At 70.4% G+C, this 18,588-nt stretch carries 18 protein-coding genes, 1 tRNA gene and 1 pseudogene; 13 read left to right on the forward strand and 7 right to left on the reverse strand.

The genetic code is table 11. The features are described from left to right. Position 1 precedes the first annotated feature (1 nt). A tRNA-Asn gene (locus tag P1V51_14185) sits at positions 2 to 74 on the reverse strand. A gap of 65 nt (positions 75 to 139) precedes the next feature. Then, positions 140 to 1,192 (reverse strand): hypothetical protein, encoded by a 1,053-nt coding sequence (locus P1V51_14190; GenBank protein MDF1564195.1) that lies wholly within the window; start codon positions 1,190 to 1,192, stop codon positions 140 to 142. Positions 1,193 to 1,346: 154 nt separating this feature from the next. Between P1V51_14190 and P1V51_14195 the strand changes: the two genes are divergently transcribed. Continuing rightward, positions 1,347 to 2,162, forward strand: coding sequence for a GNAT family N-acetyltransferase (locus P1V51_14195; GenBank protein ID MDF1564196.1), 816 nt, complete (start codon positions 1,347 to 1,349; stop codon positions 2,160 to 2,162). On the opposite strand, the gene P1V51_14200 is transcribed toward P1V51_14195, so the two are convergent. Further along, positions 2,159 to 2,740, reverse strand: a complete 582-nt coding sequence (locus tag P1V51_14200; protein MDF1564197.1) for a hypothetical protein — start codon at positions 2,738 to 2,740, stop codon at positions 2,159 to 2,161. The two genes, P1V51_14195 and P1V51_14200, sit on opposite strands and share 4 nt — an antisense overlap. A 67-nt stretch (positions 2,741 to 2,807) precedes the next feature. Here P1V51_14200 and P1V51_14205 point away from each other — a divergent pair, with 67 nt between their 5' ends. From P1V51_14205 to P1V51_14235, 7 genes are all read left to right on the forward strand, one after another. Next, a complete protein-coding gene (locus P1V51_14205; protein ID MDF1564198.1) occupies positions 2,808 to 4,184 on the forward strand; it encodes a dicarboxylate/amino acid:cation symporter in 1,377 nt (458 codons plus the stop codon). 86 nt (positions 4,185 to 4,270) lie between these two features. Further along, complete coding sequence (locus P1V51_14210; protein MDF1564199.1) at positions 4,271 to 5,803, forward strand: hypothetical protein; 1,533 nt, start codon at positions 4,271 to 4,273, stop codon at positions 5,801 to 5,803. Between the two features lie 264 nt (positions 5,804 to 6,067). Then, positions 6,068 to 6,343: a septation regulator SpoVG gene (gene spoVG, locus P1V51_14215; protein MDF1564200.1), complete on the forward strand. Its 276-nt coding sequence runs from the start codon at positions 6,068 to 6,070 to the stop codon at positions 6,341 to 6,343. 5 nt (positions 6,344 to 6,348) lie between these two features. After that, complete coding sequence (locus tag P1V51_14220; GenBank protein ID MDF1564201.1) at positions 6,349 to 7,299, forward strand: ribose-phosphate pyrophosphokinase; 951 nt, start codon at positions 6,349 to 6,351, stop codon at positions 7,297 to 7,299. 28 nt (positions 7,300 to 7,327) lie between these two features. Continuing rightward, the gene (locus tag P1V51_14225; GenBank protein MDF1564202.1) at positions 7,328 to 8,011 is read left to right on the forward strand and encodes a 50S ribosomal protein L25; all 684 of its coding nucleotides are present in this window, start codon (positions 7,328 to 7,330) and stop codon (positions 8,009 to 8,011) included. An 18-nt stretch (positions 8,012 to 8,029) separates the two neighbouring features. Next, positions 8,030 to 8,641 (forward strand): aminoacyl-tRNA hydrolase, encoded by a 612-nt coding sequence (gene pth / locus P1V51_14230; GenBank protein MDF1564203.1) that lies wholly within the window; start codon positions 8,030 to 8,032, stop codon positions 8,639 to 8,641. A 103-nt stretch (positions 8,642 to 8,744) separates the two neighbouring features. After that, positions 8,745 to 10,865, forward strand: a complete 2,121-nt coding sequence (locus P1V51_14235) for a sodium-translocating pyrophosphatase (GenBank protein MDF1564204.1) — start codon at positions 8,745 to 8,747, stop codon at positions 10,863 to 10,865. Here the strand turns inward: P1V51_14235 and P1V51_14240 are convergent. Beyond that, a complete protein-coding gene (locus tag P1V51_14240; GenBank protein ID MDF1564205.1) occupies positions 10,859 to 12,961 on the reverse strand; it encodes a sugar-binding protein in 2,103 nt (700 codons plus the stop codon). The two genes, P1V51_14235 and P1V51_14240, sit on opposite strands and share 7 nt — an antisense overlap. Before the next feature lie 237 nt (positions 12,962 to 13,198). On the opposite strand from P1V51_14240, the gene rpsF reads away from it, so the two are divergent. From rpsF to rplI, 3 genes and pseudogenes are all read left to right on the forward strand, one after another. Further along, the gene (gene rpsF / locus P1V51_14245; protein ID MDF1564206.1) at positions 13,199 to 13,759 is read left to right on the forward strand and encodes a 30S ribosomal protein S6; all 561 of its coding nucleotides are present in this window, start codon (positions 13,199 to 13,201) and stop codon (positions 13,757 to 13,759) included. A gap of 17 nt (positions 13,760 to 13,776) precedes the next feature. Next, positions 13,777 to 13,995 (forward strand): annotated as a pseudogene (gene rpsR, locus P1V51_14250) (30S ribosomal protein S18). 28 nt (positions 13,996 to 14,023) lie between these two features. Next, positions 14,024 to 14,467 carry a 50S ribosomal protein L9 gene (gene rplI / locus P1V51_14255; GenBank protein MDF1564207.1) on the forward strand — a complete coding sequence of 148 codons (444 nt, stop codon included), beginning with the start codon at positions 14,024 to 14,026 and terminating at the stop codon, positions 14,465 to 14,467. Here the strand turns inward: rplI and P1V51_14260 are convergent. Both P1V51_14260 and tatA read right to left on the reverse strand, forming a co-directional pair. Beyond that, the gene (locus tag P1V51_14260; GenBank protein MDF1564208.1) at positions 14,430 to 15,035 is read right to left on the reverse strand and encodes a 4Fe-4S dicluster domain-containing protein; all 606 of its coding nucleotides are present in this window, start codon (positions 15,033 to 15,035) and stop codon (positions 14,430 to 14,432) included. The genes rplI and P1V51_14260 overlap by 38 nt on opposite strands. 25 nt (positions 15,036 to 15,060) lie before the next feature. Continuing rightward, positions 15,061 to 15,279, reverse strand: a complete 219-nt coding sequence (gene tatA / locus P1V51_14265; protein ID MDF1564209.1) for a twin-arginine translocase TatA/TatE family subunit — start codon at positions 15,277 to 15,279, stop codon at positions 15,061 to 15,063. Positions 15,280 to 15,428: 149 nt separating this feature from the next. On the opposite strand from tatA, the gene dnaB reads away from it, so the two are divergent. Further along, entirely contained in the window at positions 15,429 to 16,781 is a 1,353-nt protein-coding gene (gene dnaB, locus P1V51_14270) for a replicative DNA helicase (protein MDF1564210.1), read from the forward strand. Further along, the gene (locus P1V51_14275; GenBank protein ID MDF1564211.1) at positions 16,781 to 17,677 is read left to right on the forward strand and encodes a response regulator; all 897 of its coding nucleotides are present in this window, start codon (positions 16,781 to 16,783) and stop codon (positions 17,675 to 17,677) included. The genes dnaB and P1V51_14275 overlap by 1 nt, the downstream gene beginning before the upstream one ends. 2 nt (positions 17,678 to 17,679) lie before the next feature. On the opposite strand, the gene P1V51_14280 is transcribed toward P1V51_14275, so the two are convergent. Continuing rightward, positions 17,680 to 18,585 (reverse strand): radical SAM protein, encoded by a 906-nt coding sequence (locus tag P1V51_14280; GenBank protein ID MDF1564212.1) that lies wholly within the window; start codon positions 18,583 to 18,585, stop codon positions 17,680 to 17,682. Positions 18,586 to 18,588: the final 3 nt, after the last annotated feature.

The following is an 18,588-nucleotide window of genomic DNA, read 5'->3' on the forward strand; positions in this document are numbered from 1 at the left end:
GCTCCGCAGGACGGACTTGAACCGCCGACCTAGTGGTTAACAGCCACCCGCTCTACCAACTGAGCTACTGCGGAATATTCGGGGATTCCGGCGCCGAAGCGTCGGGGAAGGGGCTTATACGGGAGCGGGGGCGGGGGTGTCAATCGACCTTTTCGGCCTGTGCGCCGGCCTGCGGCGCGCCCTCGGGGCCGGCCTCGGAGAGGGGCAGCCACTGCTTGCCCGCCCAGACGAAGAGCTCGGGGGAGAGGCCGTAGGGGGCGGTCTGGTACATGCCCTTCGCCAGGATCTTCAGCGCCTCGACGCTGCCGTCGCGCTCGCCGGGGGTGGCGGTCTGCGCGGTATAGAGGATGAGGTCGCGGTGGGGGAAGGCGGCCACGAGGGGCCCGGGCATCCCGGCGGCGATGGCCTCCCAGCGGGCGGTGAGGAGGGCCCGGGCGGCGCCGTAGCTGTCCTCGGTGGCGAGGCTCCAGAGCTCGGGGCCGCCGCCGGGCGCCAGGGCCTTCGTGCCCATCCCCAGCTTCTCGGGCTTCGCCGGATCGATCGAGTCGACGGCCTCGAGGTTCTGGCGGGCGAGGGTGAAGGCGAACTCGGCGTCCATGCCGAGGGCCTCGAGGTCCCCGGCGGTGGCCATCCGCAGGCTCTCGGGGAGGTCCACGACGAGCACGACCTTCAGCCCGCTCGAGGTGCCCCCGAAGGCCCGGGTCACGGGGGCGTTCTCGGCGGCCTTCTCCGGCACCTCGGCGAGGCGGGCGGCGACCTCCGCGAGGTAGGCGTCGCTCTTGAGCGTGAGGCGCAGCTGCTCGGGCCGGGGCGGGACCTCGCCCGTCGCGGCCCGCTTCACCTGCTCGACGAGGGCGGCGACATGGGCGTCCACGAAGCCCTCGCAAGCCTCGGGGTCGGCGCCGCACTGGGCCACGAGGTTGTCGAGGAAGATCTGCGCCTCGGTCTCCTCGTTCACGACGAGGGTGAGCGCCCCCTCCCCCTTCACCTTCAGCTCGTGCTCCGGCAGCGCCGCGCGGATCTTCGCGGCGACGTGCTCGGTGAACGCCGCCAGGTCGACCTGGGCGACGGGGCCGCCGAGGGTGGTGGTCCCCCCGGCCATCGGGGCGAAGGAGCTCCAGACCATGGCGCCGAGGGCGGCGACGATGACGAGGCCGATGAAGAGACGCTTCCCGTTGCGGCGGCTTTCCATGGGCCCCGCGATATCCAAGGGATCTCCGCGGCGCAAGGGAGGCCGGGCTGGAGGAGTTTCCCGCGTGCGCGTGCGCGGTGGAGCCCCCTGCCCCGGAGTGAAAACCCGCCCCCTTCTCGAACCCCTTCGATTCTCTGCTAGCATCACGGGATCGATGATCGGCCCGGTCCCCCCCGCACGAACCCGGCAGCTGGAGGCGCTGCTGCTCGAGGACGTCTCGCCGCAGATGCTGACCCTCGGTCTGCTGCAGGCCGAGGGCCCCTCCCACTTCCAGGCCTGCATCCAGGACGACGCCGTGGTCGGAATTTTTTACCTCGGTCAGGACGGGGTGGCGGTGACGGCGGCGGTGAAGAGCCGGGCGGCGGCCATGGAGATCGGTGAGGCCCTGCGCAGGCGGGAGCTCCGCCGGCTGCTCGGCACCCAGCTGGCGGTGGCCGGGGTGATGGCGGGCCTGGAGCGCAACGGCGTGCCGAAGGTCGAGCTGCGCCTGCACCAGGTGACCCCGGACGACATGGGGCCCTACGTGAACCCCTCCCTGCGCAAGGCGACCGGCGCGGATCTGCCCGACCTGCTGCAGTCCCTCGAGATGGCCGCGGCCGAGGAGCAGGAGCAGGGCCTCTCGATCACCCCCGAGCTCACGGGCGCCGAGATGGACCGGCTGCGCGAGCAGATCACCCGCGGGCGGATCTGGCTGGTGGACATCCCGGATCAGCCCGGCGAGATCGCCTTCCGGGTGGAGGTGGAGGCGGAGAGCCGCCACGGCGCGCACCTCGGCGGCATCTACACGCACCCGGACGCGCGCGGACGGGGCCTGGCCTCCCTCTGCATGGGGCAGCTGGCCCGGCACATGCTGGCCCGGATGCCCCGGCTCTCGGCCTTCGTGCCGACCAGCAACCCGGCCGCCCAGCGGGTGGTCCGCAAGGTGGGCTTCGGCCCCGGCGTCACCTGGACCCAGGTCGAGCTCGGCTAGTTGTCGAGCGCGCCCTCCTCGATCCAGAGCCGCAGCCCCTCGAGCTGGGCGGCGGTGAGCGGGGTCTGGTTGCGGGGCATCTGGACCCCACAGACCGCGGCCGAGAGCCCGGCGTCGGTGCAGGCCGACCCCTGGGTGCCCTCGACCTTCCGGTAGAGGTAGCTGTCGGCCGGGAAGCCCGGCTCGATGTAGCTCATCGAGGGGAGCTCGCCGGTGGCGACCCCCACCAGACCCGCGTAGACACCGCCGCCACTCAGGGTGGGGCTGTTGCCTCCACCATGGCAGCCGGCGCTGGCGCAGCGCGCCGAGAAGATCTGGCTCTGGAGCTCGGTGAAGGTCAGGGCGGTCGGGCCGCCGCCGCCATCGGTGGCTCCACCGTCGGTCCCGCCGTCGGTGACGCCACCGTCCACGAGGCCCCCATCCGCGACGCCGCCGTCGGTGTCTCCACCATCGATGCTGCCGCTGTCGTCCACCCCGCCGTCGCCGCCCTCGGGGTCGGGCCCGCAAGCGGGGGTGAAGGGGAGCAGGAGCGCCAGCACGAGGCTGGCGAGGATCGTGGACCGGCTGGAGATCTTCATCACTTCCGGAAGAAGGTAGGCCGCGCTCCATGGGGCACAACCTCGCTCCCGTGCTATGAGGACCCCCATGCGCCGCAGCCGCCTCCACATCTGGATCCTGCTCGGCATGGTCCTCGGGGCCGGCTGGGGGACCGCCCTGAACCGCGTCCACTTCGAGACCTTCGAGGAGGAGGCGCGGGCCGAGGTCCTCGGCCCCGCCTGGACGGCGCCCGAGGCGATGGCCCGGCAGAAGCAGGTGCAGGGGGCGATCGACGCCCGCTTCGAGGCGACCTTCTTCGGGGGCGCCGCCTACGGCCTGGCGGCCCTCTTCCTCGCCCTCCTGAAGATGGTGGTGATCCCGCTGGTCCTCTTCTCCCTCGTCTGCGGAGTGGTGGGCCTGAAGGACTTCGGCCGCCTCGGCAAGATCGGCCTGAAGACCGGCGCCTGGTACCTGACGACCAGCCTGCTGGCGATCCTCACCGGCCTGCTGCTGGTGAACCTCCTCGGACCGGGGCGCGGCCTGACCCTGCCCCTGCCGGGCGGCGAGGCGGCCCCCGTCACCGAGGGCGCCGGCTTCTGGAAGATGATCGTGGAGATGGTCCCGGCGAACGTCGTGCAGGCGATGGCCGAGTTCGATCTCCTCTCGGTGATCGTCTTCGCCATCTTCTTCGGGATCTTCCTGCTCAAGCTCCCGGAGGAGAAGCGGGCGCCGGTGGAGCGCTTCTTCGAGGGCGCCTTCGCCGTGATGCTGGAGATGACCTCCTTCATCATCAAGCTCGCCCCCCTCGGCATCGCCGCCCTCATCGCCCGCCTGGTGGCGAGCACCGGCCCCTCGGTCTTCGTGGACCTGATGGGCTACGTGGGCACCGTCGGCCTGGCCCTCGCCCTCCACGCCTTCGTCACCCTCCCCTCGCTGATCTGGCTGGCCACCCGCCGGAACCCCTTCCGGGTGATGCAGGCCATGAGCCCGGCCCTGCTGACCGCCTTCTCGACCGCCTCCTCCAGCGGAACCCTGCCGGTGACGATGGAGCGCCTGGAGCGGGGGGTCGGCGTCAGCAACAAGGTCTCGAGCTTCGTCCTGCCCCTGGGCGCCACCGTGAACATGGACGGCACCGCCCTCTACGAGTGCGTCGCCACCCTCTTCGTCGCCCAGGTCTTCGCCACCGCGCATCCCGAGTTCGCCCTGGGCTTCGGCGCTCAGCTGACCATCGTGACCCTCGCCCTGCTGGTGAGCATCGGCGCCGCCGGGATCCCCCACGCCGGCCTGGTGATGATGGTCATCATCTTCGAGGCGGTGGGGCTCCCCCTCGAGCTGACCGCCCTGCTCTGGGCCGTGGATCGTCCGCTCGACATGATGCGGACGGCGGTGAATGTGTGGAGTGATTCTTCGGGGGCGACGGTGGTGGCGCATGTGGAAGGGGAGATCGGAACTCCGGAGCTCCACGGGGGTCCATCCAGAGCATGAGGCCCACGGGAGAAGCCGTGGACGTGTACGTAGACGTGCACGTGGACCGCGCGAACAGATCCCTGGGTGATGCACGGGTTCCTCGGATGAGATCCGTACACGTACACGTACACGTCCTCGTGCTCGGCCTCTCCTTGCTCGCCGCCGGGTGCCCCGCGCACACCGTTTCCGCCCCCAGGCTCGAGCCGACCCCCACCACCACCCGCGAGCGGAGCATCCCCTCCCTCTCCTCCGACCTCGACGCCCTCACCCACGACTGCCTCGGTGAGCTGCCCGAGGGCTACGACGACGCCGATCTCCTCCTCTCCCTCGAGCGCGCCTTCGACGAGCGGGATCCCCGCTGCTGGAGCGCCCGGGAGATCGTGCTGGCCGGCCACTACCTCGATCAGAACGATCCCGAGCTCCTGTCCCGGGCCGACCTCCACGCCCGGCAGGCGGAGATGCGCTCGACCCGGCAGGGACACGACGACCTGGGCGCCCTGGCCCGCCTGATGCGAGCCCGGATCGCGATGGCCGCCGGCGACGCGGCCGGCACGATCCATCACCTGGAGCGCGCCGCCACGGCGGCGGGGCTCTGGGCGGCGGTGGGCCTGGCCCCCGAGGCCCTGGACGCGATCTACCTGCGCCTCTTCGTCGAGGCCCTGGCTCGCTGGGAGCAGGAGGGCCTGCCCGCCGACTACGGTCGGGCCGCGGCGGCGGCCACCCGCCTCCACGGCCGCGAGGCCCTGCGGGCCCTGCTGGCGGCCGGGGCGACCCCGGCCCAGCTGGCCGAGGTGGCCGAGAACGAGAGCGCCCGCGAGCGCCTGGAGGACCTGCGGAGCCTCACCGAGCGCAGCCGCCTGGCCTGGGGTACCGAGGTCCGCAAGCTGGCCCCGGGCCGCGCCGAGGAGGCCGAGGCCCTCGAGCAGGCGGGGCCGGGCTGGATGGCCGGCGCGCCCCTCCTCCTCGACTGGCTCCCCGGCGAGCTGGAGGCCCTCGACGACGCGGCCACGGCGGTGCTGGCCGGCCCCGAGGTGCTGCTGGTCTACGTGAGCGGCGAGGAGCACGGGGGGCTGCTGGTGATGACCGAGGAGTCCCGCACGGCCCATACCCTGGCCGGAGGGGACGAGCTGGAAGGGGCCATCGAGGCCTGCTGGGCCGCCTGGCCGGTGGCCGAGGATCCCCCGGCTCCGGAGCTCCCGGAGGCCTGCCAGAGGCTGGCGACGGAGTTGCTGCATCCGGCGGCCGAGGTGCTGGAGAGCGCCCGGCAGGTCCTGATCGTCGGCCACGGGCCGGTGCACGGCGCGCCCTTCGAGCGGCTCCTGCCCGGCCACCGGGTCTACCGGGTGCCCTCCCTCCTGGGCCTGGCCGGGATCCGGCTGCGGGCCTGGCAGGGGCGCCCCCTGCCCCACCCGGCCGCCCGGGACCTGCTGCCCCGCCTCGAGGGCCGGACCGGGGTACCCGACACCCTCGGCCGGACCCGCCTGCACCTCTCGGCCGGGGAGAACGAGGTCGAGGCCCCGGTCGGAGGCCGGGGACCCCGGGTGACCTGGGGAGTTCCCCTTACGGTCCCGGCCGCAATGGAAGCCGAATCCGAGGGGAGCCCATCGGCCCCCCCGGAAACCCCGGAGAACCCGTGAACGTGTACGTGCACGTGCACGTGCACGGCCTTTCCGACGGGGCCCGGATTCCATTGATTGACAGGGTGATTCCCTCCCGGTAGAAGCCCCCGGTCTGCACCTCTCTCGGGCCCCCGGGTCCGCAGAGCGGGTCGGAGGTCCCATGCGGGGTGCTCGCGTGAACGAGCAATGCCGGTGGAGCCGACGCAGATGGAACTGCAACGAGCACCGACACCACATCTGGCGGGAGTCTCTCCACCTCACGTGCCCGCCATCGGGGGAAACATGGAAATCACTGAAGTCAGGATCTTCCCGGTCCAGGAGGATCGCCTGAAGGCCTACGTCACCATCACTCTCGATGGCTGCTTCGTGGTCCGGGACCTGAAGGTCGTGAAGGGACATGGCGGACTCTTCGTCGCCATGCCCGCCAAGCGCCGCAAGGACGGAACGTTCAAGGACATCGCCCACCCGCTCAACACCGAGACCCGCGCCTGGATGGAGAAGGCCATCCTCGACGCCTACTACGAGGAGTCGGGCGACCAGGACGGGGACGAGGACTAGGCTCCATGCTCGCAGGCACCTACAAGGTCTTCGCCGGGAACTCGAACCCGAGCCTCGCGAAGGAGGTGTGCGCCTACCTCGACCGTCCGCTCTCCCGGGCGGAGGTCCAGCGGTTCTCCGACGGGGAGATCTCCATCGAGATCACCGACAACGTCCGGGGCACCGATGTCTTCATCGTCCAGAGCACCAGCGCCCAGGCGAACGACCACCTGATGGAGCTGCTCATCATGATGGACGCCTGCCGGCGGGCCTCGGCCGGGTCGATCACCGCGGTGATCCCCTACTACGGCTACGCGCGGCAGGACCGGAAGGTGCGGCCCCGCACACCCATCACCGCCTCGCTCGTCGCCCAGCTCCTCGAGACCGCCGGCGCCGACCGGGTCGTCTCGCTGGACATGCACGCCGGCCAGATCCAGGGCTTCTTCAAGGTGCCCTTCGATCACCTCTTCGCCATGCCGGTGCTCCTCGATCACATGCGCAAGCGCTTCGAGGACCCCGCCAACGTCGTGATCGTCTCGCCCGACGCCGGCGGCGTCGAGCGCGCCCGGGCCTACTCCAAGCGCCTGGGCTGCTCCATCGCGATCGTCGACAAGCGGCGGGTGAAGGCCAACGTCGCCGAGGTGCTGCACGTCATCGGTGAGGTCGAGGGCAAGACCGCCGTCCTCCTCGACGACATGATCGACACCGCCGGCACCCTGACCCACGCCGCCAAGGCCCTCAAGGAGCACGGCGCCCAGCGGGTCTTCTCCTATGCCAGCCACGGAGTCCTCTCCGGGCCGGCGATCTCGCGCATCCAGGAGAGCGAGATCGAAGAAGTCATCATCACCGACACCATTCCCCTCACCGCCGAGGCCCGGGCTTGCGACAAGATCCAGGTGCTCTCGGTGGCTTGGCTACTCGGAGAGGCCATCCGGCGCATCCACGCCGCCGATTCTCTCTCTTCACTCTTCGTTTGAAACGAAGGACCGACAGGAGACGTAAGAAATGAGCACGCAGACCGTTCTCGCCGCCACGGCCCGGCCCCGCACCGGCAAGGGCTCCGCCCGCGCCGCCCGCCGCGAGGGCCGCATCCCCGCAGTCGTCTACAGCCACTTCTCCGATCCGGCCGCCATCTCGGTCGATCCGGCGGAGCTTCGCAAGATGGTGATGGGCTCCGACCACCGCTTCAACACCGTGCTGACCCTCGACGTGGAAGGCAGCGAGAAGAAGACCGCCCTGCTGAAGGACTGGCAGGTCGATCCCGTGAGCCGCAAGCTCCTCCACGCCGACTTCGTCGAGATCCGCCTCGACCAGAAGCTCGAGGCCGATGTGCCGGTGAAGCTCGTCGGGACCCCGAAGGGCGTCACCAACGGCGGCATCCTCTCGCAGATCCGGCGTGAGGCGACCGTGCGCTGCCTGCCCTCCGACATCCCCGCGATCCTCGAGGTGGACGTCTCGAAGCTGGACATCAACGACTCCCTGCACATCGCCGACGTGACGCCGCCCGAGAAGGTGGAGCTGGTCTTCCAGATCAACTTCACCCTCGCGGTCATCACCCCGCCCGAGAAGGAGGCTGTCGTCGCGACCGACGAGCTCGCCGGCGCTGCGCCCGTCGGGTCCGTGGCTGCCGCGGCCGCTGCCCCTGCCGAGGACGGCGGGGAGGCCGAGGGCGAGGGCGGCGACGCCTAGGCTCGCAGGTAGCGACCCATGTACCTCGTGGTGGGCCTGGGCAACCCGGGCCCACGCTACGAAGACCACCGCCACAACGTGGGCTTCATGGTCCTGGCGGCGGTGGCCCGACGTGCGGGCGCGTCCATCGACGCGGCCCGCTACGACGGGTACTTCGCCAAGACCACCGTGGCGGGGGAGACCACCGGTCTCCTCCTGCCGCAGACCTACATGAACCGCTCGGGCGACTCGGTCGCCCCGGCGGCTCGCTTCTTCAAGGTCCCCCCGGAGCAGATCCTGGTCGTCCACGACGAGCTGGACCTGCCCTACGGAACCCTGCGGCTGAAGAGCGGGGGCGGCCTGGCGGGCCACAACGGCCTGAAGTCCATCGCCGAGCGCCTGGGCACCCAGGACTTCCTTCGCCTGCGCTTCGGGGTGGGCCGTCCCCCCCCTCCCCTGGACGCCGCCGCCTATGTCCTCTCGGCCTTCTCGGCCGAGGAGGCGCGCACCCTACCCGATCACCTGGACCGGGCCGCCGAGGCCGTGAGGCTGGTGCTGGCGGAGGGCCTGAAGGCCGCCATGTCCCACCTCCACGTTCGACAGAAGCCCGATCCGGGCCTAGATCCGGGCCGCGAACCGCAAGGGTCTTGAATTCCGACCCTTTCTCTGCAACATCCTCGCCCCGATGACGCGCCGCGGCGCGGCGCCCTCGAAGCTGGATCGACTTTCCCCCCAAAGGAGTCTCACCGTGAGCATGCCCGTGTACCTGGTACCGGTGGCTGGCGTCCTGTCCCTGGTCGCCGCCTTCATCTTCTCGATGTGGATCAACAAGCAGGACGAAGGCACCGATCGGATGAAGGAGATCGGCGGTCACATCCGTGACGGCGCCATGGCCTTCCTCGCCCGCGAGTACCGCACCCTCTCCATCTTCGTGGTCGCCGTGGCCATCCTCCTGGCCTTCGGCTACTGGGGCAACGAAGACAGCCACCCGCTGGTCGCCCTGGCCTTCGTGGTCGGCGCCATCTGCTCCGCCCTGGCCGGCTTCTTCGGGATGCGGGTCGCCACCGCCGCCAACGTGCGCACCACCAACGCTGCCCGCACCGGGCTGCCCGGCGCCCTCGCCATCGCCTTCCGCGGCGGCGCGGTGATGGGCCTCTCGGTGGTCGGCCTCGGCGTGCTCGGCCTCGGCTCCCTCTTCATCCTCTTCGCCAACATCGGCGTCTTCGAGAGCGTCGAGTCCTCGGCGGGGATGCTCCGGGTGATCACGGTCCTCTCGGGCTTCTCCCTGGGCGCCTCCTCGATCGCCCTCTTCGCCCGCGTGGGCGGCGGCATCTACACCAAGGCGGCCGACGTGGGCGCCGACCTCGTGGGCAAGGTCGAGGCCGGCATCCCCGAGGACGACCCGCGGAACCCCGCCACCATTGCCGACAACGTCGGTGACAACGTGGGTGACGTGGCCGGCATGGGCGCCGACCTCTTCGAGTCCTACGTCGGCTCCATCATCGGCGCGATGATCCTGGGCGCCACCCTCGTCGCCGGCGGCAAGTTCGTCCCCGAGGCGGTCTACGTGCCCCTCTACATCGCCGCGGCCGGCATCATCGTCTCGATCGTGGGCGTCTTCTTCGTCCGCGTGAAGGAGGGTGGCAACCCGCAGCGCGCCCTCGACGGCGGCACCATCGGCGCCGCGGTCATCATGCTGGTCGTCTCCTACTTCATCATCACCGGCCTGCTGCCCGAGAGCTTCCAGTTCTCCGATGGCGGCACCGCCTACACCCCGAGGGGCGTCTTCTTCGCCACCATCGGCGGCCTGGTGGCCGGCCTGGCGGTGGGCTTCATCACCGAGCACTACTGCGCCATGGGCAAGGGCCCGGTGAACTCGATCGTCGCCGACTCCAGCACCGGCCCGGCCACCAACATCATCGCCGGCGTCTCGGTGGGCATGGTCTCGACCGCGCTGCCCATCCTCGTCATCTCCGCCGCGATCCTCGTGGCCTTCTTCTCCGCCGGCCTCTACGGCATCGCCATCGCGGCGCTGGGCATGCTCTCCACCACCGGCATCCAGCTGGCGGTCGACGCCTACGGTCCCATCGCCGACAACGCCGGCGGCATCGCCGAGATGTCCGAGCTGCCCAAGGAGGTCCGCGGCCGCACCGACAAGCTGGACGCCGTGGGCAACACCACCGCCGCCATCGGCAAGGGCTTCGCCATCGGCTCCGCCGCCCTGACGGCCCTGGCCCTCTTCTCGGCCTTCCAGAAGCAGGTCGGGCTCACCGAGATCGACGTGACCCGGCCCAACATCATGGCCGGCCTCCTCGTCGGCGCCATGCTCCCCTACCTCTTCTCCTCCATGGCGATGAAGGCCGTCGGCCGCGCCGCCAACAAGATGATCGAAGAGGTCCGCCGTCAGTTCCGCGAGATCGAGGGTCTGATGGAGGGCAAGGCGAAGGCCGAGTACGCCAAGTGCGTCGAGATCTCGACCGCCGCCGCCATCAAGGAGATGGTCCTCCCCGGCCTGATGGCCGTCAGCGTCCCGGTCCTCGTCGGCTTCCTCGACAAGACCGGCGGCACCCTCGGCGGCCTGCTGGCCGGCGTGCTCGTCTCCGGCGTCCTGCTGGCCATCTTCATGGCCAACGCGGGCGGCGCCTGGGACAACGCCAAGAAGCAGATCGAGGAGGAGCCCCGGGACGAGGCCGAGGGTAGAGGCAAGGGCTCCGAGCGCCACAAGGCCGCGGTCATCGGCGACACCGTCGGCGACCCCTTCAAGGACACCGCCGGTCCGAGCCTCAACATCCTCATCAAGCTGATGAGCGTGGTGGCCCTGGTCATCGCGCCGCTGATCGCGGCCTATGGCCTCGACCTCTTCAGCGGTCAGTAGGCTCTCCGCCGGATAGCCAGCAGGCCCGTCAGCACGAGGGCCCACAGCGCCCCCGCCGACCCGCTGCTCGACCCCGAGTCGCAGCCGGTTCGCGGGGGCGTCGTGCTTCCGTCGCCGGCGTCGACCGGGGTCTCGCCGCCGTCCGGCCAGGCCCAGCCGCCGTCGGGGGTGCCTCCCCCGTCGCTCAGGGCGCCTCCGTCGGGAGCGCCCCCACCGTCCGGCGTGCCACCGGCGTCCGGCGTGCCGCCCCCGTCCGGGGTGCCGCCGTCGGTGGCGCCGCCGCCGCCCCGCACCTCACCGAGGAGGCGCAGGCGCCCGAAGTAGCCGGGCACCTTGCCGTCGCCGATCCCGGGTCCGAGCTCCAGCCAGCCCTCCCGGCCGGCGCCGTCGTCCTCGTTGATCAGGAAGGAGAAGGCGACCTCGGCGCCCGCGGCCAGGGGGAGGCCGGGGAGCGCGGACTCCAGGAGCGCTATCTCGTAGATCGTGCGGGTGCCGCGCCGCTCGATGGCGAGCTCCCAGGCGTCGGTGGCCTGGGAGGGCCCCGTCCCCCGGTGGCCCAGCGGACCGGCCCCGCCCAGGGCGAAGGTGAGCTCGTGATCGTCCACTCCGTCGTAGCCGACGCCGCCGTTGCCCCCCAGGTCGAAGGCCAGCTGCAGGCTGTCGCCGGCCCAGAGGGTGTCGGGGCTCCGCTCGTTGACGTGCCGGTCGTCCTCGACCTCGAGGCCGAAGACCAGGCGGTCGGGGAGCCAGCGCACCCGCAGGGTGGCCGAGAGGTCCGCCGCGCCCGGCGCGCCGCTGCCCTGCCAGTCACCGGCGCCGAGGGCGAGCTCACCGCCCGCCCCGAGGTCCCCCAGGTCCCCATCGAGGATGTGCCCGGCCGAGCGGTAGACCTCCACGACGCGGGGCGGCGGATCGCCCAGCTCGTCCGCGTCGCCCGGCCCCGTGCAGCCCAGGTCCATCCCGTCCGTGAGGCCGTCCCCGTCGTTGTCGATCCCGTCCAGGCAGACGGGATCGGGCAGGCCGATCGCGGGGTGGGTGGCGACGTAGTCCCCCACCCCACCGAGGGCCGGCTTGAGGCGGAAGTCACCGGGGTAGCTGCGGCTGCCCGGCTGACCGGCGGTCGCCCGCATCAGCCCGTAGCCGTCGATGGTGCACCCCGGCTGGTCCGGGCCGCAGTCGCTGGACTCGTAGATGAAGGTGTTGGTCCACCAGTCCCGGGCGAGCTGGTAGTCGAAGACCAGGTCCAGGTGCTGCTTCTGCCGGCTCTCCTCGCCGGCGTCCCCCGGGGTGGCCCGGTAGCCGGTCTCGGTGATCCAGACCTCGCCGGTGTAACCGTGGGCGTCGAGGACCTGCCGCAGACCGCGCCGGGTCCAGGAGAAGCGCTGCTGCTCGAGGGCCTCGTGGAAGCGATCCCCGTCCCAGATCTGCTTACCCATCTCCTGGAAGCCGTTGTAGATGTGGTGGGTCAGGATGTCGAAGGTCCCCGGGGGGGTGAGGGTCAGCACCCGGTCCAGGAAGTCGTCGCAGTCCCCGACGTTCGCCAGGTCGGGCCCCAGGACCTTGCAGTCGGCGCAGGCGGCCCGCAGGGCCTCGGCCCCCGGCAGGAGGATGAGGCTGACGTACTCGTCGGCGTCACCGTCGAAGAAGCCGTCGAGGTTCGGCTCGTTCCACATCCCGAAGTGGGTGACCCCCAGGGCACGGAAGTGGGTGACGGCGTCGGTGACGAAGTCCCGCCACTCGGCGTCCCCCACCGGCACGTCGTTGTGGCTCCCCGCCTCGGCGCTGGGCCGGCGGGGCACCCACTCGGGGGTATAGGCCAGGGTGATGAAGACCTTCAGGCCCCGCTGGTGGGCGGCCCGGACGGCGTCCTCCAGGTAGCCCCAGCGGTACTGATCGTCGGCGGGCTCGTGGAAGAACCAGTTCCCATCGAGGCGCACCCAGCCCAGGCCCATGTCGACGGCGGCGTCGAGGAAGGGCACGCGCCCGTCGTGGGCACAGATCCCGACCTCGTTGGGGGCGGCGGCGGCGGCTGGCGGGAGGGCCAGGCCGAGGAGGGCTGCGGTGATCGGGGCCCAGCGGAGTGCCCGGACGATCATGAGAGGAACTACCTTCGCGACCCGCTGTGAGACGCCCTTTTACCCGCCGGGAGGGCCCCCGGGAAGGAAAATCGACCTCCCGGGCCCCTGCCGCCGGATATCCGGCCTTTACAGCCCGCGCCCGGGACGATAGAAGCGCCCCTTCCTGCAGGGAATACCCGGCAGGAGTCCCTCGCTCCCGGCACCTTGACCGGGGGCTCCTCAAGCAATCTCGAGAGAACCGAGAGGAGACACTCGATGCCGCGCATCCAGACGCCGGCGCATATGCGTCGCGAATACGAGGTCGTGTACCTCATCGACCAGGGCGTAGAAGAGCCCTCCGTCGACAAGATCGTCCACCGCTACCGTGACCTGGTCGGCGAGCAGGGCGGGAAGGTCGTCAAGATGGACAACTGGGGCCTGCGCCGTCTGGCCTACCCCATCCAGAAGAAGGCCAAGGCCACCTACATCTACATGCAGTTCCTGGGTGGCAAGGAGCTCGTCAAGGAGATGGAGCGGAACATGCGCCTCTCCGAGGAGGTGATCCGCTGGCAGACCATCATCCTCGACGACGCCGTCGACCCGGAGGCCCGCCCGGCCGTGACCGAGGCGACCAAGCACGTCGTCATCGAGGAGCGGGGCGACGCCCGCCGCGGCGACCGTCCCTCTCGCGCCACCGCGCCGACTCCCGTCTCCCCGCCGCCGCGCGAGGACCGCGAGGATCGTGATGACCGCGACGACCGCGACGACCGCGATGGTGGTGGTCGGGGCCGTGGTGGCTTCCGGCGTGACCGCAACAACGACTACGGAGATCGCTAATCATGGCACCCAAGGGAAGAGGATTCAGCCGTCGCCGCTTCTGCCGCTTCTGCGCCGACAAGGACGCGAAGCTGGACTACAAGGACCCGTCGACGCTCAAGTACTTCATCACCGAGCGGGGCAAGATCATTCCCCGCCGGATCAGCGGCAACTGCGCCAAGCACCAGCGCCACATGAGCACGGCGCTGAAGCGGGCGCGGATCATCGCCCTGATCCCCTACACCGTCACCGGCTGACGCCGCTGCACTTCAAGGAGACCATGCAATGAAGGTCATTCTCAGAGAGGACGTGCAGCACCTCGGCGACGTGGGCGAGATCGTCAACGTCAAGCCGGGCTTCGCGCGTAACTACCTCATCCCCCAGGGCCTCGCGGTCCAGGCGGACGAGAAGAACGTCAAGAAGATCGAGCACGAGCGTCGCCTCATCCGGCAGCAGCTGGCCAAGCTCCACGGCGCGGCCTCCGAGCTCAGCGCCAAGATCGAGGGCCTGCCCATCACCATCACCCGCAAGGTGGGTGAGCAGGACAAGCTCTTCGGCTCGGTCACCGCTCGCGACATCAACGAGGCCCTGCAGGCCGAGGGTCACTCGATCCAGCGCCGGCAGATCCGCCTCGCCGAGGCGATCAAGGATCTGGGCGTCTACGAGGTGCAGGTCCGCCTGCACCCCGAGGTCAGCCCGAAGATCCGGGTGTGGGTCGTCGCGGAGTAGCCAGCACCGGCACCATCCGCATCGCCCGGGGTCGCTCCGGACAGCTGTAGAGGCAGTTCCCACAGCCCGTACAGCCGTCCGGGATGACCCCGGGTTTCAGTCCGTACTCCACCTTCTCCACGCGCATCGCGATCTGGGGAAGGGGGCAGGCTCGGAAGCAGTCCAGACAGGCCTTCCCCTCCGCGTGGCGGCAGCGATCCTCGATGATCTCGGCCACCGCCATGCGCACCTCCTCCCGGGGCACCGGCGCCAGCACGCCCGAGGGGCAGGCCTGGATGCAGGGGAGGTCGTCGCAGAGGACGCAGGGGGCCTTGGTGGGGTCGATCAGGGGCGTGTGGTCGGGGCTGGCGCCCCGCTTCATCGGGAAGATCGACTCGCGGGGGCAGGCCTCGAGGCACGCCACGCAGTCCCGGCAGGCCTCGGTGCCCTTTCCGGTGAAGCCCGGGGGCCGCAGGAAGGCCAGCCCGCCGGCGGGGCGCGCCACGGCGACGGTGCGGTTGGCCACCTTCTCCACGCGGCGGCCGAAGACCCGGAAGAGGTCTCTCCGGCTGAGCTTTCGGTCGGCCATGAGAGGGAGGGTCGGGAGGGGGACCTCAGGTCAGGAGCTTGGGGTCCTTCTCCTCGTCCTTCTTCTCCCCCTCGACCTGCTCGGCCTCCCCGGAGTCAGCCTGGGCCGCGTCAGCCTCGGCGATGCCCTTCTTGAACGAGCGGATCCCCTCGCCCAGGCCCTTGCCGAGCTCCGGGATCTTCTTCGCTCCGAAGAGGAGGAGCACCACGAGGACGACGACGATGAGCTCCCAGCCGTGAAGCAAAACCTTTCCTCCTGCCGGCCAAAGCCATGGGCCAGCGTTGCTTGGGTATCCATAGCACCGCCGGCAGGGTGAGCCAACTACCTGATTTTCGGCCCCGAGGTGCGGATCATTCTGGATCCGATCGTGCGCCCCGGGTACCTTCGAGCCAGATGAACCCCACCGGCCGCACCCTCCCCCACTCCCTGGACGCAGAACGGAGCGTCCTGGGCGGCGTCCTGCTCGACGCCGAGATCCTCGCGGACATCGAGGGCACGCTGACCCCGGGCGACTTCTACCGCCCCTCCCACGGCCGGATCTTCGAGGCGATGACCCAGCTCTCGGCGAACAACATGCCGATCGACCTGGTCACCCTCACCGAGTACCTGAAGGACCGGGACGAGCTGGACGCGGTCGGGGGCGTCGACTACCTCGCCGGCCTCGACGCGGGGGTCCCGACCGCCTCCCACGCCGTCAGCTACGCCAGCATCATCCAGGAGAAGGCCGTCCTGCGGCGGCTCATCCAGGCGGCGGCCGACATCCAGACCGAGGGCCTCGACAGCCCCTCGGACATCAAGGACTTCCTCGACCGCGCCGAGAGCCTGGTCTTCGGCGTGACCCAGGAGAAGCAGGACCGCACCCTGGTCCCGGTCTCCTCCGTGGCGCCGGAGGCCTTCAAGGTCCTCCAGGACCGCTTCGCCCAGCAGAGCGACATCACCGGCGTCTCGACCGGCTACCTCGACCTCGACAAGAAGACCGCGGGCCTCCAGCGCGGCGACCTCCTCATCCTCGCCGCCCGCCCCTCGATGGGGAAGACGGCCCTGGCCCTGAACCTGGTGGCGAACGCCGCCCTGCGGGCCGAGCCCCGGGCGAAGGTGGCGGTCTTCTCCCTGGAGATGACGACCATCTCCCTGGTGATGCGGCTCCTCTCCGCCGAAGGAAGGGTGCGGGCCGACTTCCTGCGCACCGGCAAGATCCCCTCGGGGGACTGGAACAAGCTGGGCAACGCCGCCGAGCGCCTGAGCGGGGCCGGGATCCACATCGACGACACGCCCTCGATCACCCTGACCCAGGTGCGCAGCAAGTGCCGCCGGATGAAGGCCAAGCACGGGCTGGACCTGATCGTCATCGACTACCTCCAGCTGATGCGGGGCCCGCGCTCCGACAGCCGCGAGCAGGAGATCGCCTCCATCTCCCGGGGGCTGAAGGAGCTGGCCAAGGAGCTCGAGGTCCCGGTCCTCGCCCTCTCCCAGCTGAACCGCGGCGTCGAGCAGCGCAAGGACAAGCGGCCGATGATGTCCGACCTGCGGGAGTCCGGCGCCATCGAGCAGGACGCGGACATCATCATGTTCATCCACCGCGAGGACCGGAACCCCACCGAGGGCGCCCCCTCCCCCGAGCGGGAGGGCATCGCGGAGGTGATCATCGCCAAGCAGCGAAACGGCCCCACCGGGACCGTCGAGCTGATCTTCTTCGAAGAGTTCACCCGCTTCGACAACTACGACCGTCACACCCACATCCCCTGATGGCTGGCGAGAAGGTCCTCATCGTCGACGACGACGACGCGAACGTCGCGCTGGTCTCCGAGCTCTGCCGGAGCCTGGGCTTCGTCGTGTCCTCCGCCCGCAGCGGCAAGGCCGCCGGCGACGCCATCGGCAGGGATCGCCCGGACGTCATCCTCCTCGAGATCGCCATCTCGGACGACGACGGCTTCGCGCTCCTCGAGTCACTGAAGTACGACCCCCGCTCCCGGGAGATCCCGGTCATCCTGGTGACCTCGATCTCGGACATCGACACCAAGCTGCGGGGCATCGAGCTGGGCGCCGACGACTTCCTGCCCAAGCCCTTCAAGCTCTACGAGCTCGAGACCCGGATCCGCTCGGCCATCCAGGTGGGGCTCTACCAGCAGAAGCTCCGCGAGGCCCAGGAGGCCCTGGCTCGCGGGGTGGGCACCGATCCGGTCACCGGCGCCGGGGTCTACGCCCAGCTCCACGCCCACCTCGATCACGAGATGACCCGCGCCCGCCGCTACGGCCGGCCGCTCTCGGCCGTCCTCTGCTCGGTCGAGAGCTACCACGAGGCCCGCGAGAAGCTGGGCAAGGACGCGAGCGACGCCGTCCTGCGCGAGGCCGTGAAGCAGATGCGGGAGACCATCCGCACCGTCGATCGGATCTTCCGCCTCGACGAGGCGGAGTTCGTCCTGCTCCTGCCCGAGACCGACCGCGCTGGCGCCGAGCTGGTCTCCCGCCGCCTCGGCGACGCCTTCGCCGAGGTGACCATGGCCGAGGGCGGCATCCACGCGGTCTTCGGGGTCGCCGCCTTCCCCGACGAGGACATCCGGGGCGGCGAGGACCTCCTGCGCTCCGCGCACAACGCGATGATGGCCGCCGCCCAGGCCACCGAGACGGCACCGGACGACTGACGCTACTCCGCGACGCTGTCCCGCGGCTTGAACTCGTCCCACCCGAAGAGCTCGGGATACTCGCGCCAGGGCCCCTCGCAGCGGTCGAGGTAGGCGCAGCCCTCGCAGGGAGGCCCGCGCACCTTGCCCTGATCCATCCGGTACTGACCGTAGTCGTCGATGGTGTGGTCGGCGTCGTAGATCAGCGTCTTGGGGATGATCTGCTCGGCGACGTGCTCCTCGTACCCCTCCATCAGGCAGAAGGGGATCGCCTCGGTCATGCAGCGCACGCCGGCCGCCCGGCCGACGTCGAGGCCCTCGCGGACGTAGGGCATGATGTCGCTCTTCCGCGGCACGAGCCACTGCTGGTTCTTCTGGGCGCTGCCGAGGATGTGGACGAAGGCGAACTGGTATTGCACCACCCCGAGCTTCACCAGCAGGCGGGCCAGGTCGGGGAGCTGCTCGTAGTTCGCCGTGGTGATCACCGTGTTGGTGACCACCGGCTGGCCGAGCCGCACCAGGTTCTCGATGCCCGTGACCACCTGCTCGTAGGAGCCCGGCGCCTCGGTGAGCTTCTCGTGCACCTCGGCGGTCGAGCCATGGAGGGCGGGTGAGAACTCGGTGGCGCCGGCGGCGATCGCCGCCCGGCAGAAGTCCTCGTAGAAGAAGCGCCGGCCGTTCGACTGGATCTGGATGTTGGTGTAGCCGAGCTTCCGCCCGAGGCTGATCACCGAGAGCAGGTTCTTGTGGACCGTGGGCTCACCGCCGGTGAGCACCAGCTCGGTGGCCCCCTGCTGGCGCCCCACCTTCAGATCCTCCTCGATCTGCTCGGCGTTGCGCGGCCCGTGCTCCTCCCGCTTGTTGCCCTGCACGCAGAAGGCGCAGTGGTTGTTGCAGGCGAAGCCCAGCTTGAGATCGATGCGGTGCACGTC

It is taken from the genome of Deltaproteobacteria bacterium (assembly GCA_029210625.1).
Lineage (GTDB): Bacteria > Myxococcota > Myxococcia > SLRQ01 > SLRQ01 > JARGFU01.

Coding starts and splice junctions, on each gene's coding strand:
- P1V51_14190 (MDF1564195.1), bottom strand. CDS start 1,192: ATGGAAAGCCGCCGCAACGGGAAGCGTCTCTTCATCGGCCTCGTCATC.
- P1V51_14195 (MDF1564196.1), top strand. CDS start 1,347: ATGATCGGCCCGGTCCCCCCCGCACGAACCCGGCAGCTGGAGGCGCTG.
- P1V51_14200 (MDF1564197.1), bottom strand. CDS start 2,740: ATGAAGATCTCCAGCCGGTCCACGATCCTCGCCAGCCTCGTGCTGGCG.
- P1V51_14205 (MDF1564198.1), top strand. CDS start 2,808: ATGCGCCGCAGCCGCCTCCACATCTGGATCCTGCTCGGCATGGTCCTC.
- P1V51_14210 (MDF1564199.1), top strand. CDS start 4,271: ATGAGATCCGTACACGTACACGTACACGTCCTCGTGCTCGGCCTCTCC.
- spoVG (MDF1564200.1), top strand. CDS start 6,068: ATGGAAATCACTGAAGTCAGGATCTTCCCGGTCCAGGAGGATCGCCTG.
- P1V51_14220 (MDF1564201.1), top strand. CDS start 6,349: ATGCTCGCAGGCACCTACAAGGTCTTCGCCGGGAACTCGAACCCGAGC.
- P1V51_14225 (MDF1564202.1), top strand. CDS start 7,328: ATGAGCACGCAGACCGTTCTCGCCGCCACGGCCCGGCCCCGCACCGGC.
- pth (MDF1564203.1), top strand. CDS start 8,030: ATGTACCTCGTGGTGGGCCTGGGCAACCCGGGCCCACGCTACGAAGAC.
- P1V51_14235 (MDF1564204.1), top strand. CDS start 8,745: ATGCCCGTGTACCTGGTACCGGTGGCTGGCGTCCTGTCCCTGGTCGCC.
- P1V51_14240 (MDF1564205.1), bottom strand. CDS start 12,961: ATGATCGTCCGGGCACTCCGCTGGGCCCCGATCACCGCAGCCCTCCTC.
- rpsF (MDF1564206.1), top strand. CDS start 13,199: ATGCCGCGCATCCAGACGCCGGCGCATATGCGTCGCGAATACGAGGTC.
- rplI (MDF1564207.1), top strand. CDS start 14,024: ATGAAGGTCATTCTCAGAGAGGACGTGCAGCACCTCGGCGACGTGGGC.
- P1V51_14260 (MDF1564208.1), bottom strand. CDS start 15,035: ATGGCCGACCGAAAGCTCAGCCGGAGAGACCTCTTCCGGGTCTTCGGC.
- dnaB (MDF1564210.1), top strand. CDS start 15,429: ATGAACCCCACCGGCCGCACCCTCCCCCACTCCCTGGACGCAGAACGG.
- P1V51_14275 (MDF1564211.1), top strand. CDS start 16,781: ATGGCTGGCGAGAAGGTCCTCATCGTCGACGACGACGACGCGAACGTC.